At 62.6% G+C, this 13,874-nt stretch carries 9 protein-coding genes; 4 read left to right on the top strand and 5 right to left on the bottom strand.

Translation table 11 applies throughout. From position 1 onward, the window contains the following. Nucleotides 1-91: 91 nt before the first annotated feature. The 3 genes from B0G71_RS19495 to mnmC all read right to left on the bottom strand — a co-directional run bounded on the left by B0G71_RS19495 (nucleotide 92) and on the right by mnmC (nucleotide 5,356). Nucleotides 92-1,207 carry a YbdK family carboxylate-amine ligase gene (locus tag B0G71_RS19495; protein ID WP_116143540.1) on the bottom strand — a complete coding sequence of 372 codons (1,116 nt, stop codon included), beginning with the start codon at nucleotides 1,205-1,207 and terminating at the stop codon, nucleotides 92-94. A 130-nt stretch (nucleotides 1,208-1,337) separates the two neighbouring features. After that, complete coding sequence (locus B0G71_RS19490; RefSeq protein ID WP_106284898.1) at nucleotides 1,338-2,540, bottom strand: cation:proton antiporter; 1,203 nt, start codon at nucleotides 2,538-2,540, stop codon at nucleotides 1,338-1,340. A gap of 845 nt (nucleotides 2,541-3,385) precedes the next feature. Beyond that, a complete protein-coding gene (mnmC, locus tag B0G71_RS19485; RefSeq protein WP_116143538.1) occupies nucleotides 3,386-5,356 on the bottom strand; it encodes a bifunctional tRNA (5-methylaminomethyl-2-thiouridine)(34)-methyltransferase MnmD/FAD-dependent 5-carboxymethylaminomethyl-2-thiouridine(34) oxidoreductase MnmC in 1,971 nt (656 codons plus the stop codon). Between the two features lie 494 nt (nucleotides 5,357-5,850). On the opposite strand from mnmC, the gene B0G71_RS19480 reads away from it, so the two are divergent. Then, nucleotides 5,851-6,129 (top strand): HU family DNA-binding protein, encoded by a 279-nt coding sequence (locus B0G71_RS19480; RefSeq protein ID WP_006050811.1) that lies wholly within the window; start codon nucleotides 5,851-5,853, stop codon nucleotides 6,127-6,129. Between the two features lie 129 nt (nucleotides 6,130-6,258). Here the strand turns inward: B0G71_RS19480 and B0G71_RS19475 are convergent, their stop codons facing one another. Both B0G71_RS19475 and B0G71_RS19470 read right to left on the bottom strand, forming a co-directional pair. Beyond that, the gene (locus tag B0G71_RS19475; RefSeq protein ID WP_116143536.1) at nucleotides 6,259-7,581 is read right to left on the bottom strand and encodes a GTP-binding protein; all 1,323 of its coding nucleotides are present in this window, start codon (nucleotides 7,579-7,581) and stop codon (nucleotides 6,259-6,261) included. A gap of 143 nt (nucleotides 7,582-7,724) precedes the next feature. Continuing rightward, complete coding sequence (locus tag B0G71_RS19470) at nucleotides 7,725-8,171, bottom strand: lytic transglycosylase domain-containing protein (protein ID WP_116143534.1); 447 nt, start codon at nucleotides 8,169-8,171, stop codon at nucleotides 7,725-7,727. Between the two features lie 516 nt (nucleotides 8,172-8,687). Between B0G71_RS19470 and gspD the strand changes: the two genes are divergently transcribed. From gspD to gspF, 3 genes are read left to right on the top strand one after another with little or no spacing between them, the layout of a single operon-like run. Continuing rightward, on the top strand, nucleotides 8,688-11,045 hold the full coding sequence (gene gspD, locus B0G71_RS19465) for a type II secretion system secretin GspD (RefSeq protein ID WP_116143532.1): 2,358 nt from the start codon (nucleotides 8,688-8,690) through the stop codon (nucleotides 11,043-11,045). Next, nucleotides 11,042-12,598 (top strand): type II secretion system ATPase GspE, encoded by a 1,557-nt coding sequence (gspE, locus tag B0G71_RS19460; RefSeq protein ID WP_116143530.1) that lies wholly within the window; start codon nucleotides 11,042-11,044, stop codon nucleotides 12,596-12,598. The genes gspD and gspE overlap by 4 nt, the downstream gene beginning before the upstream one ends. 4 nt (nucleotides 12,599-12,602) lie before the next feature. Next, on the top strand, nucleotides 12,603-13,820 hold the full coding sequence (gene gspF / locus B0G71_RS19455) for a type II secretion system inner membrane protein GspF (protein WP_116143528.1): 1,218 nt from the start codon (nucleotides 12,603-12,605) through the stop codon (nucleotides 13,818-13,820). Nucleotides 13,821-13,874 lie beyond the last annotated feature (54 nt).

Here is a 13,874-nt window from a genome sequence, read left to right as displayed (position 1 = left end):
TAAGGCACGCCGAGCTGGAAAATTAATTTATTGAAAAAAACCCGCTCGAGGCGGGTTTCCTTACGATTTCACGCGGGCCATCAGCCCGCGGTCAGGCCCGCCACTGCAAACACTGCTGCCTGACGGCTTCATGCAGAGACTTTTCCCGTTCGACGACACCGCGTAACCAGGTTGCATCATTCACCTGACCGCGAGCGATCGCGCCGATCTCGGCAAGCGCGTTGCCGGAACCCAACGCTTCGGCGTGCGGAGCAATCAGATCCAATGTTTCGAGGATGTCTTCGGAAATCGTCTTGCGCTCGCCCGTTTGCGGATTGATGCAGGTACCGGCCAGGCCGAAGCGGCATGCTTCGAAACGATTGAACGTGTAGACGAGGTAATCGTCTTCTTGCGGCGTGATCGGTTTGTCGAGCAGCAGATGCCGGGCGAGCGTCTGGATGTAGCAGGCAATCGCCGCCGCGCGATCCACGGACAACGGCGTGTCCATCACACGAACTTCGATCGTGCCGAAACCCGGCTTCGGCCGGATGTCCCAGTAGAAATCTTTCATGCTGTTGACGACGCCGGTGTGGACCATCTTCGAGAAATATTCCTCGAAACTGTCCCACGTCAGGACGAACGGCGCGCGGCCCGACAGCGGGAACGCGAACACGGAATTCAGTCGTGCCGAATGAAAACCGGTATCGACACCCTGCACGAACGGCGACGACGCGGACAACGCAATGAAATGCGGAATGAAGCGCGACATGGAATGCAGCAGATAGAGCGCACTGTTCGGATCCGGGCAGCCGATATGCACGTGCTGGCCGAACACCGTGAATTGCTTGGCAAGATAGCCGTACAACTCGGAGAGATACTGAAAACGCGGCGTATCGACGATCTGCCGCTCGCTCCATTGCTGGAACGCGTGCGTGCCGCCGCCGCACAAACCGACGTTCAGATGATCCGCCGCGGAGACCAGCGTGTCGCGAATCTTGCGCAAGTCGGCGACGGCCTGCTCATGTGTCGTGCAAATGCTGGTCGACAACTCAATCATGCTTTCGGTGATTTCCGGCGTGATGTTGCCGGGGATCTTTTCGTCCTTGATGAGGCGCAGCAGATCCGAGCCGGCTTTGGTCAGATCATAGTCATGCGTATTGACGATCTGCATCTCGAGTTCGACGCCGAAGGTGAACGGTTTCGAATCGATGAAGGGTTCGAGTGACATGGCGTCCCCTGAGTCAGGTCGGCCGGGCATGGGTCACATGCCCGGCCGTTTTGGAATCGAATATAAGTTGCAAAAAGCGTGTGAAACATCGAGCTTCGAGCAGCACAACGCGCTCTTTGCCTCGCGCTTGCTATTCGCGCCGTTCAGCGACCAGCGCCAGGCTGCGATAGACGAGCCACGGCCCGAGAATCTGCAGCACGAAAATGGAACACATCACGATCGCGCGCAGTTGCGGGTCGAAGTTCGGATACAGGTTGTAAGTGTCGTCGACCAGCAGATACGCGAGCGCCGACATCGGCGATAAGGATAGACCGAGCGCCATCCCCTGCTTCCAGTTCAAGCCGCTCGGCTTGGCGAACGCCAGCACGCCCACCAGTTTCGCCACGAGGCGCGCAACAATCAGACCCAGCGCCGCGACGCCGCCGAGCGCGATGTCTTTCCATTCGAACGAAGTCAGCGTCAGCACGAACAGAATCACGGTCAACAACCAGCCGGCCGTGCCGAAGTGCTCGGGCCACAACTGCGGACGCGCTTCATGATTCTTCACGATGATGCCCGCGGCCAGCAACGCAAGAATGGTCGACAGCTTGAACAGATGCGCGACCGCGATGGCCAGCAGCACGAGGCCGAACAGCGCGACGAACGAGTGCTCGTCCTGCATGTTCAACCGTCGATAAAAGAATGTGCAGGTACGCGCGAGCAGATACGCGAGCACGAGCGAGCCGACCAGCAGATAAAGCGGCTGCAGGATGGTCGCGAATACGTTGCCGTACATCTCCTGATGCAGCCAGCTCGATACGAGCTTCTCGATCACCACGGCATACATGCTGTTCAGCGCGGTCAGGGTCAGCAGACGCTGGGTGACCTGGCCTTCCGCGCGCAATTCCGTTTTCAGCTGAATCACCATGGCCGGCGACGTTGCCATGGCAATCGCGGCGAGCACGGTTGCCACCATCAGCGGCACGTTGAGGAACAGCAAAACCGGCAACACGAGCGCGAAAGTCAGCGTGGCTTCGGCGACGCTCGACAGAATCAGCCACGGATTCCGACGGATCCAGCGCAAATCGAGCCGGCTGCCGAGTTCGAACAGCAACAAACCGAGCGCGACATCGAGCAGCGGCCGCGCGGCGCTCGCGGAATCCGCGTCGATCACGCCCGATCCGGCCGCACCGGCGATCAGACCAATCACTGCATAACCGGAAATGCGCGGTAAACGCCACGCGCGATAGCACAGCTCACCGCACAGGCCGGCGGCGAGCAATGCGAGACCAGCCCAAAAAATGGCGTCGGGTGAAAGCGGCCAGGCTGGAAAAAATGAAAACGCCGAATTCATCGTAATGGGTTCTCCTTAGCAGCAACGGCAGGCGACACGAACCGGCACGAAAACCGGCGAGCGGGGTGGGCACATGAAGCGCTCACTGTCGCGATCGCTTCGCGTGGCCAGCGTTGCGAGTTTTTCAACGATCGGATGATCTGAATGCCCGGCAGCAGTAAGGAACCTGGCGCATTCGGGGTGCGGCCGTAGCAACCGGCACGGTGATAGAGCGCCGTCGACTTTGAATCAGATTCTGATTGAGCGGCACCGTTCCGTTTGCTGCGTGTGCCGCTGTAGAGACAGGGCACGACGCGGAAAAGAACGGCGATTGTGCCATAGCTTTTTCAGCCTTGACCGAAAAGGCGCGAACATGCTGGCAAAACGGTAAAAACGTACGTTATCTCGCTGGCGTGAGGAAAAACCGACCGTTTTCAGCGCGAATTGGGCCGGTCAAATGGCTAGTTTGATCGCGGCAGATGTGCTTTTCGGGACATCGCGGCGGGAGTTTTGCACGGGTTCAGAAGCGGTCCGAGCTACGCCGATAGCTCTGCAGCCGCCACGGTCTTTCTGTTTACAGGTTTACCGTATGTATACGTAGTAACAGTTAACAAGGTGCCTCGGTTTCTGTGGATAACTCCTGTTTACCGAAACGAATCATCGCTTTGCCGACGGCATAACCGGATGCACAGCATGTGCGGGAGCGGCGCGTATACAAGGGTAACTTTTGGCGCTTTTCGACGACGGCCAAGTTACCCCGTTTACGTCCACAACGGTTCCACACCTGTTGCGCCGGTAAACCAAGCGGTTATCCACAACTTTCAGTGGATAACTTATCAGGCGAGCCGGCTGGGTGGGGCCCGCGGTTAACTCACTGTTCCCTGACGCAATGCGCGCAACAGGAAGCGCGCCGGGTCGATGTCTTCAGCCAGATCCCGTTCAAGCGGCCAAGGTTCGCCTTCGAGTTGCGAGGCGATCAGTTCCGCGCCGAGCGCCGCCCATACAAGGCCTCGTGAACCGTACGCAAAGGCGCCGTAGAGGCCGTCCGTCCGTGGCAGATCAAGCGGCCATGCGCCACGCAGACGCGCGGCGTCAAGCGCAGCCTGCGCTTCGTCGGCGAGCTGGCCGATCATCGGCATGCGATCGCTGGTGACGCAGCGGAACGCGACGCGTCCGGCTAACACAGTCGATCGAGCCGGATCGGCGACGTTTGCAAAGGCCGGCAGCATCTGCGCGACGCGTTCCAGGTTTTCTAGGTGGCCGTCCGCGCGCAGTGATGTGTCGGGGTCGTCGAGTTCATATGTGGCGCCGGTCAACGTGACACCGTCCGCGAGCGGCACAGCGTAGCCTTCGCCGATGACGGGCATCTGAAGCGGCGGCAGCACGGTGCCGGCTGGCAGCAAAGTGAGTTGACCGCGAATGCTGCGAGTCGGAGCATGCTGCAAACCGGCGATGCGCGCGGCATCGTGTGCAGTGGCGACGATAACCACCGGCGCACGCACGATGACATCGCCCGACGTATCGAATACGGTCCATTGACCACCGGACCGCTCGATTCGCGCGACGTCCACACCGAAGCGGCGCTCCAGTAGTGAACCCGCCGCCGCACACTGCGCGGCGCATAGCGACGCCGGGTCGATCCAGCCACCGTGTGGAAAGAACCATCCACCGCGCGCGAGCGGCATGCCGGCGAGCCGCTGCGCTTCATCTGAAGAGACGGGCGTGACGTAGTCGGACGGATAGCCGGATGCAGCGATCGCTTCTCGGATCGAGCGGGCTTCGTCTTCGTCCGCGGCGATCTGCAATAGGCCCTGGCCGCCGCGCAACGGCGCGTGACCGAGCCGCTCGAGCGCGGCCCAACGGCTGAGCGCATACAGAAAGCCGGCACGCGTGACGCGCGAGGCGACGCTGTCGTCGCGCGAAATCATGGGATGGAACACGCCGGCCGGATTGCCCGATGCCTCCTGCGCCACCGAAGCGTGCCGCTCCAGCGACGTGACGCGCCAGCCGCGCGCGGCGAGCCGCTCGATCACGGCGCAGCCGGCCAGCCCCGCGCCGATCACCACCGCATGCCTTTCGTCGACCGCGAGCGGCGTCGGCGGCTCGTGACGGCGCACACGCCAGCGCGGCGCGAAATGGCCGACCAGCATCGCCCGTTTCCAGCCGAAGCCGTCCACCTTGCGGTACTCGAAGCCGCATTGCGTCAGCGCGCGCTTGATGTCGCCGGCGCTGCTGTAAGTGGCGAAGGTGGCGCCCTCGCCTGCCAGCCGAGCGAGCGCCTTGAAGATCATCGGAGTCCAAAGCTCGGGATTCTTGGCGGGCGCGAAGCCATCGAGATAGAACGCATCGGCGCGGAGCCTCAAGGCCGGCAAGCGCTCCTGCGCGTCGCCGAAAACCAGCGTGAGCACCACGCGCCCTTCATCGAATTCGAGCCGATGCGTGCCGGGAACGAGCATCGGCCAGGCGTTCGCGAGCGCTTGCGCGAGAGCGGCGATCTCCGGGTCGGAGATCGTCGCTGCAATCACCTTGCGCAAGTCGCCGACGGTAAAGGGATGCTTCTCGGCCGACACGAAATGCAGCCGCTCGCACCGCGACGGGTCGGTGCGCCACGCGGCCCAGGTCATCAGAAAATTGATGCCCATGCCGAAGCCGGTCTCCAGCACGGTGAAAATGCGACGGCCCTGCCACCGAACGGGCAGCGAATTGCCGTGCAGGAATACGTATCGAGCCTGTTCGAGACCGCCTACGGCGCTGTGATAAATGTCGTCGTATAGCGGCGAAAAAGGTGTGCCGTTGTCGCGAAAAGCGAGGACGGCGGGGATTAGCGGATCGGTCATGCGCGACGGAAAATGACGCTCGGAAAAATGCCCCCGGACCTGTCGTTTCGCGCCAGGCCCCCGCGGGGAATTGAAAAGATTTGAGGCGGCCGGGTGGTTACTTACGCGTGGGATCGAACGTTACCGCGCGCGGATAGCTCGCCGGACGGCGAAAAAGACCCGCTGAACGTTGGCAAAAACCAACGCCAAGCCCCGTCCATACTGGGTTTCAGGCCTCGGTTGGCGGTCGCCGAACGCACAATTTGCGATTTCCTTGCGATATCGACCCCGGAACCGCTTAAATCTTCGAAACCCTTGTCCTGATTGGGTTTGCGCTGCGCTATCATAGCAAGCGCCGCGAAGGGAGCGGCAGCACGGCCGACGGGCAGTCATCTGTCCGGCGCCTTTGGTCCGGAGGGGATCCGGAGCCGGCGCTGCTCGACGGCGCGGCCCGCGCACGTATAATCGGCGCGTTCGCGCTGTTCGTGTCAACCTAAACTCAGAAAGGAACCTTAATGAACAAACAGGAACTGATCGACGCCGTCGCAGGACAGACGGGCGCCAGCAAGGCTCAAACCGGTGAAACGCTGGACACGTTGCTTGAAGTGATCAAGAAGTCTGTGTCGAAGGGTGATGCGGTCCAGTTGATCGGCTTCGGCAGCTTCGGTTCGGGCAAGCGCGCAGCGCGTACGGGTCGTAACCCCAAGACCGGCGAAACTATCAAGATTCCGGCCGCCAAGACCGTCAAGTTCACGGCTGGTAAGGCGTTCAAGGACGCAGTCAACAAGCGCTAAGCAGATTACTGCCAGGCAGTTGACACCCGCCAACGGCGGGTTTTTTTTCGCCCGCGCATTGGGGATGGGAAAGGCGCGACGGGCGTCGTGGCACGATTGCGCCGCGCGGCGAAGACCGTTCAGTTCAGTTCAGTCGTGACGATGCACGATCTCACCATGGCCATGACCGTCGTGATCGTGATCGTGATCGTGGTCATGATGATCGTGGTCGTCTTCGTCGAAGTCCCAGGCCGGGAACGGATCGGCGAACTGCTCCCAGGCTTGCGGTCCCTGCGCGTATTCATCGTCGGTCAGCAGGCACGCGTCGAACTTCGCTTTCCAGACCGCGGCGTCGATGCCGACGCCGATCATCACCAGTTCCTGGCGACGGTCGCCGATGCTCAGATCGTCCGGATCGCCGTACCAGTCCGCGGCGATTTCGGCGGCCAACTCGTCGTCGCCTTCCGGCCACTCGCTGCGATCCTGAGCGGCCCACCACATGCCCGCCGGACCGTGCCGGCAAGCACCGCCCGCCTGCGAAAGCGAACCGGCGATATCGTTACGCGTGGCGAGCCAGAAGAAGCCCTTGCTGCGCAATACACCCTTCCACTCCTGATGCAGCAACGCCCATAGGCGTTCCGGATGAAACGGCCGGCGCGCCCGGTAAATGAAATTGCCGATGCCGAATTCGTCAGCCTCGCCGTGATGAGCATGACCGTGCTCGTGGTCATGCTCATGATCGAGCGATGTTAGCCAGCCCGGCGCGCCCGCCGCCTCGTCGAAATCGAAGCGGCCGGTATTTAGCACCTGCTCAAGCGGCACGTCGCCAAAACGTGCGACGACTTGCACTGCGCGCGGGTTGATCCGGCCGAGAATGCGCTGCAGGCGCGTGAGTTCGTCCGCGCTCACCAGATCGGCCTTGTTCACCACCAGCACGTCGCAGAATTCGATCTGCTCGATCAGCAACTCGACCAGCGTGCGGTCGTCTTCCTCGGTCGCGGCGATGCCGCGCTCGGCAAGCGCGTCGGCCGAGCCGTAGTCGCGCAGGAAGTTGAACGCATCGACCACGGTCACCATTGTGTCGAGCCGCGCGACGTCGGCGAGCGACGCGCCTTCATCGTCGACGTAGGCGAAGGTCTCGGCGATCGGCATCGGCTCGGCCACGCCGGTCGATTCGATCAGGATCGCGTCGAAACGCTGCTCGCCGGCCAGCCGCTTGATCTCGACCCGCAGATCGTCGCGCAGCGTGCAGCAGATGCAGCCATTCGACAGCTCGACGAGTTGCTCCTCGACGTGAGAAAGCGCGGCGGCGTCGCGCACGAGGGTCGCGTCGATATTGACGGCGGCCAGATCGTTGACGATCACGGCCACGCGCAAACCCGCGCGATTCGCGAGGATGTGATTCAGGAGCGTGGTCTTGCCGGCGCCCAGAAAACCGGAGAGCACGGTGACGGGCAGTAGCGGCTGGTTCATCGCAGTACGGAGAAGCTAGGGGATTGGAAGGCACGCCGGGCGCGGCGCCGCATGACTGCGGACCGCAACGAGGTCGAGCCTCGGCGGCGGCACGAAGCCGCATTGTGCATCAAAATGGGCGGAGTTCGCGTGATGTGGCCGGATCAGCGCGCAGCCGGCATCAGATTCCATTTGCGCAGGATCGCGGCGATCTGCTGCGCGTACTTGTCGCGCAGCACCGGCGTTTCGGAGTGGTAGGCACCGATGGCCTGCCAGGTGTTGCCGTACTTGTTCATCTGACGGCGCAGATGCCACGCCGCTATATAGACGTTCTTGCACGGTTCCATCAGCGTGCCTTGCGAGATGCCATACTGGGCGAGCACGGGCAGATGGATCGAATTGATCTGCATCACGCCGTAGTCGGTCGAGCCATTTGCATTTTTATGCGTTGCGTCGGGACGATTGTGCGACTCCTGCCACGCAATTGCGCGCAGAATCAAGGGGTTGACCTTCTGATACTTCGCTGCTTCGTCAAAGCAATCGGCGCGTGCGGACCCTGCTGCTATCAGCATGGCAAGTCCCACGGCGACGGTGACGAAGCTTCGTTTCATCAGTCAAGACCACTAAGCAAAGCGCAAGAGTAAGGTTCGGTAAGGCATCGTATCGGCCATACTTCAGCCGCTGACGGTCGCCGGGCCACGCAGGCCGGAGGTTTGTCGGACATCGGGGAAAACCCGCGTCGGCAACCCGCAACCAGGGACTCGAACGGCTCGTATCATACCGGCAGGCAGACCCCCGTCAAGTTGGCTAACCGACATAAGGGAGCAGAAAACGAAGCGTTTTCGCGCCCAATCGTCTGACTTTCCGTTGGCTTTCAATTGTTTGACAGCAGGCGGCGATTTCCAGAGAAATCGCGCAAGACAGTTCGTTTTGTGACAAATCAGACATGAAAAACTGTTACTGTTCATTTTTTTCGGACATCGGACGGCGGCCGACGAGGGCGAAAATCGTCCGCGAGGCTGGCCGGCAGACCGTCAGGACGGCGGCCTGCTCGCATGTCCGCACTGCATGACCGTCGACAGCTACGGCTGTCGGCATCGAAACCTTATTCCATGAGAAGAAATCGTATGGCTTTGCGTCGCGTCGCAACGGCGCTGCTGGTGGCTGGCTTGATCACCGCGCAGACAGCACAGGCACAGGTGACACTGAACTTCGTCAACGCGGACATCGACCAGGTGGCCAAGGCGATTGGAGCGGCAACCGGCAAAACGATCATCGTCGACCCGCGTGTGAAAGGTCAGTTGAATCTCGTGTCGGAGAACGCGGTGCCTGAAGATCAGGCACTGAAAACCTTGCAGTCCGCCTTGCGCATGCAGGGCTTCGCGCTCGTGCAGGACCACGGCGTACTGAAAGTCGTGCCCGAGGCCGACGCAAAGCTGCAAGGCGTGCCGACCTATGTCGGCAATACGCCTACGGCTCGCGGCGACCAGGTTGTCACGCAGGTATTCGTTCTGAAGAACGAATCGGCCAACAATCTGCTGCCGGTGCTGCGTCCGCTCATCTCGCCGAACAATACCGTCGCGGCCTACCCAGCCAACAACACGATTGTAGTCACTGACTACGCCGACAACGTGCGGCGTATTGCCCAGATCATCCAGGGCGTGGATTCCGCGGCGGGCCAGTCGGTATCGGTGGTGCAACTGAAGAACGCGAATGCGATCGACATCGCCACGCAACTCAACAAGATGCTCGACCCGGGTGCGATCGGCAGTACCGACGCGACGCTGAAGGTATCGGTCACCGCCGACCCGCGCACCAACTCGCTGCTGATCCGCGCGTCGAACGGCGCGCGCCTCGCGGCGGCGAAGACTCTGGCGAAAGAACTCGATACGCCGACCACCATGCCCGGCAACATTCACGTCGTGCCGCTGCGCAACGCGGACGCGACGAAGCTCGCGAAGACCTTGCGCGGCATGTTCGGCAAAGGCGGCGAGACCGGCTCGTCGAGCAACTCGAACGACGCGAATTCGTTCAACCAGAACAACACGGGGGGCATAGGCGGCAACAATTCGACGGGCTCGTCGGGTACGCCGCCGCTGCCGTCGGGCGGACTCGGCAGCAGCTCTCTGGCTTCGCCGATGGGCGGCAGCGGCAGCGGCGGATACGGCGCGGGCGGTTCCAATAACGGCGGCTTCGGCAACGAGAAGGACAAGAGCGACGACAATCAGCAAGGCGGCATGATCCAGGCGGATTCCGCGACCAACTCGCTGATCATCACGGCGGCCGAGCCGGTGTACCGAAATCTGCGCGCGGTAATCGACCAGCTCGACGCACGTCGCGCGCAGGTCTATCTCGAGGCGTTGATCGTCGAGTTGAACTCGAACACAAGCGGCAACCTCGGCATTCAGTGGCAGGTGGCGAACAATTCGATCTTCGCCGGCACCAATCTGCAGACCGGCAGCAGCAACAGCATCGTCAATCTGACGGCGGCGGCTGTGGCGGCCGGGTCCACCGGCGGACTCGCCAGCGCGCTCGGAAGCGGGGCGCTCCAGCAAGGCCTGAATATCGGCTGGATTCACAACATCTTCGGTGTGCAAGGACTCGGCGCGCTGCTGCAGGCGCTGTCGCAGACCGCCGACGCGAACGTGCTGTCCACGCCTAATCTCATTACGCTCGACAACGAGGAAGCGAAGATCGTCGTCGGTACGAACGTGCCGATTCAGACGGGTTCATATTCGAATCTGACGAGCGCGACGGCGACTTCGGCGTTCAATACCTACGACCGCGTCGACGTCGGTCTGACGCTGCACGTGAAGCCGCAAATCACGGACGGCGGCATTCTCAAGCTGCAGCTCTACACGGAAGACTCGGCGATCGTCACTGGCACGAACAACGCGGCGACCAACCCGGCCGGCCCGGAATTCACCAAGCGTTCGATCCAGTCGACGGTGCTCGCCGATAACGGCGAGATCATCGTGCTGGGCGGCTTGATGCAGGACAACTATCAGGTCAGCAACAGCAAGGTGCCGCTGCTGGGCGATATTCCGTGGATCGGCCAGCTGTTCCGCTCGGAACAGAAGACCCGCAACAAGACCAACCTGATGGTGTTCCTGCGCCCTGTGATCATCAGCGATCGCGGTACGGCTCAGGCCGTGACGTCGAATCGCTACGACTACATCCAGGGCGTGCAGGGCGCGTACAAGCAGGACAACAACCTGATGAAGGACAACGACGATCCGGTGGTTCCGCCGATGCCGATCGGTCCAAGCCAGGGTGGGTCGCCCGCGATGAATCTGTTCGATCTCGACAAGATGCGCCGTCAACAGTTGGCGCCGCCGCCGGCCAACGGCGGAGCGCCCACGAATGGCGGCGCCGCTACCAACGGTAACGCCGTGCAGAGCAGCCCGGCCACCGTCGGGCCTGCCATACAGAGCAGCCCCGTCACCGTGACGCCGTCCACGGCGTCGCCTGGAGTGCGGCCGTGAGCACGCCGTCCACGCCGCCGTCAGCGTCTGCTACGCCAGCCGCAACGCGAGTTGGTGCCGCAACACTACCGCCCGCCGGCGTGACGGAGCATGCCGGGCGCGAGGCGCCCTCCGCCATCGCCGCGCGGCTCGTGCCGTACGGCTTTGCCCGTGCCGGCCAGATTCTGGTCGCGCATCAGCATGCGGACAGCCTCGAGGTCTGGATCAGCGAACGCACGAGCGACGCCGCGCTGTCCGAAGTAGCGCGTAACTTCGGCGCGGTGTCGATCGTACGGCTGCCCGCCGACGAGCTCACGCAAGCGATCAACCAGGCGTATGCGCGCCAGGACGGCAGCGCTGCGCAGGTGGTCGGCGAAGTGGAAGGCGAAGTCGATCTCTCGCGCCTGATGCAGGACATTCCCGAAGTGGAGGATCTGCTGGAGTCGGAAGACGACGCCCCGATCATCCGCATGATCAATGCCCTGCTCACGCAAGCGGCGCGCGAGCAGGCGTCGGATATTCATATCGAGCCGTTCGAGACTTCTTCCGTCGTGCGCTTTCGCGTCGACGGTACGTTGCGCGACGTCGTGCGGCCGAAGAAAGCGCTGCACGGCGCGCTGATCTCGCGGATCAAGATCATGGCGCAGCTCGATATCGCCGAAAAGCGTTTGCCGCAGGACGGCCGTATCACGCTGCGCGTGGGCGGCCGCCCGGTCGACGTGCGCGTCTCCACGCTGCCGACCGGCCACGGCGAACGCGCGGTGCTGCGTCTGCTGGAAAAAGACGCGTCGCGCCTGAACCTCGAAGCGCTCGGCATGGCGTCAGATACGCTCGGCAAGTTCGACAAGCTGATCGGCAGGCCGCACGGCATCGTGCTGGTGACCGGGCCGACCGGTTCCGGTAAAACGACCACGCTGTATGCGGCCATGTCACGGCTCGAAACCGCGACCACGAACATCATGACGGTCGAGGATCCGATCGAATACGACCTGTCGGGCATCGGCCAGACGCAGGTCAACGAACGAATCGGCATGACCTTCGCGCGGGCGTTGCGCTCGATTTTGCGGCAGGACCCGGACGTCATCATGATCGGTGAAATCCGCGACCTCGAAACCGCGCAGATCGCGGTGCAGGCGTCGTTGACGGGCCACCTCGTGCTGGCCACGCTGCACACGAACGACGCGGCATCCGCCGTGACGCGTTTGACCGACATGGGTGTCGAACCGTATCTGCTGGCGTCGTCGCTGCTCGGCGTATTGGCGCAGCGGCTGGTGCGGCGCCTGTGCCCGATATGCCGCGAAGAGCGTGTCGAGGAAGACGGCAGCGTGCGCTACCACCCGGTCGGTTGCGACCGGTGCGGCCATTCCGGTTACGCGGGACGCCGCGGCGTCTACGAATTGCTGTTGATCGACGACGACATCCGCACGCTGGTTCACCGCAACGCAGCCGACGCGGAGATTCTCGCGGCCGGCCGTGCGCAAGGCATGCGCACGCTGCGCGAAGATGCGGACCGCTGGCTCGCCTCCGGGCTGACATCGCTCGAAGAAGTGATCCGCGTCACGGGCGGAGCATAAGCGCATGCCGGCATTTCGTTTCGAAGCGATCGACGCGGCGGGCAAGGCGCAAAAAGGCGTGCTCGACGCGGACAGCGCGCGCGGCGCGCGGACCAATCTGCGCTCGCAAGGACTGACGCCGCTCGTCGTGGAACCGGCGGCCACGCGCACGCGCGGCGAGCGTAATCAGCGGCTGTCGCTCGGGCGGCGTCTGTCGCAACGCGAGCAGGCGATCCTGACGCGCCAGCTCGCCAGCCTGCTGATTGCGGGCCTGCCGCTCGACGAAGCGCTCGCGGTGCTGACCGAGCAATCGGAGCGCGACTATATTCGCGAACTGATGGCGTCGATTCGCGCGGAAGTGCTCGGCGGCCATTCGCTGGCCAATGCACTGACGCAGCATCCGAAAGACTTCCCCGAGATTTATCGCGCGCTGGTCGCGGCGGGCGAACATACCGGCAAGCTCGGTCTCGTGCTGTCGCGGCTCGCCGACTACATCGAGCAACGCAACGCGCTGAAGCAGAAGATCGTGCTCGCGTTCACGTACCCGACCATTGTCACGATCATCGCTTTCGGCATCGTCACGTTTCTGTTGAGCTACGTCGTGCCGCAGGTGGTGAACGTGTTCGCCAGCACCAAGCAGCAACTGCCCTTTCTCACCATCATGATGATGGCGCTCTCCGGATTCGTGCGGCACTGGTGGTGGGCGATGCTGATCGGCGTGGCCGTGCTGGTGTACCTGGTGCGCTCGGTTCTGAGGCAGCCCGGTCCGCGCCTCGCGTTCGACCGTTGGCTGCTCACCGCACCGCTGCTCGGCAAACTCGTACGCGGCTATAACACGGTGCGCTTTGCCAGCACGCTCGGCATTCTCACCGCGGCGGGCGTGCCGATTCTGCGCGCGCTGCAAGCCGCCGCCGAAACGCTCAGCAACAACGCGATGCGCGAGAACATCGACGATGCGATCGTGCGGGTGCGGGAAGGTACGTCGCTGTCGCGCGCGCTCGGCAATACGAAGACTTTTCCGCCCGTGCTGGTTCACCTGATCCGTTCGGGCGAAGCGACCGGCGACGTGACCACGATGCTCGACCGCGCGGCCGACGGTGAAGCGCGCGAACTCGAACGTCGCACGATGTTCCTGACGAGTCTGCTGGAGCCGTTGCTGATCCTGGCGATGGGGGGCGTGGTGCTGGTGATCGTGCTGGCAGTGATGCTGCCGATCATCGAATTGAACAACCTGGTGCAGTAGGAGTGGATTGCCCGGTCACTGCTAGAGGTCACCGCGCAATCGATTGAAGCGAGG

This window comes from Paraburkholderia sp. BL27I4N3 (assembly GCF_003386115.1).
Taxonomy (GTDB): domain Bacteria; phylum Pseudomonadota; class Gammaproteobacteria; order Burkholderiales; family Burkholderiaceae; genus Paraburkholderia.
The sequence above is the reverse complement of the archived record's forward strand: the minus strand, read 5'-3'. Positions and strand labels throughout refer to the sequence as shown.

Excerpts from the sequence above, each read along its gene's own strand:
- B0G71_RS19495 (WP_116143540.1), bottom strand. The coding sequence starts at position 1,207 with ATGTCACTCGAACCCTTCATCGATTCGAAACCGTTCACCTTCGGCGTC.
- B0G71_RS19490 (WP_106284898.1), bottom strand. The coding sequence starts at position 2,540 with ATGAATTCGGCGTTTTCATTTTTTCCAGCCTGGCCGCTTTCACCCGAC.
- mnmC (WP_116143538.1), bottom strand. The coding sequence starts at position 5,356 with ATGACCGATCCGCTAATCCCCGCCGTCCTCGCTTTTCGCGACAACGGC.
- B0G71_RS19480 (WP_006050811.1), top strand. The coding sequence starts at position 5,851 with ATGAACAAACAGGAACTGATCGACGCCGTCGCAGGACAGACGGGCGCC.
- B0G71_RS19475 (WP_116143536.1), bottom strand. The coding sequence starts at position 7,581 with ATGAACCAGCCGCTACTGCCCGTCACCGTGCTCTCCGGTTTTCTGGGC.
- B0G71_RS19470 (WP_116143534.1), bottom strand. The coding sequence starts at position 8,171 with ATGAAACGAAGCTTCGTCACCGTCGCCGTGGGACTTGCCATGCTGATA.
- gspD (WP_116143532.1), top strand. The coding sequence starts at position 8,688 with ATGGCTTTGCGTCGCGTCGCAACGGCGCTGCTGGTGGCTGGCTTGATC.
- gspF (WP_116143528.1), top strand. The coding sequence starts at position 12,603 with ATGCCGGCATTTCGTTTCGAAGCGATCGACGCGGCGGGCAAGGCGCAA.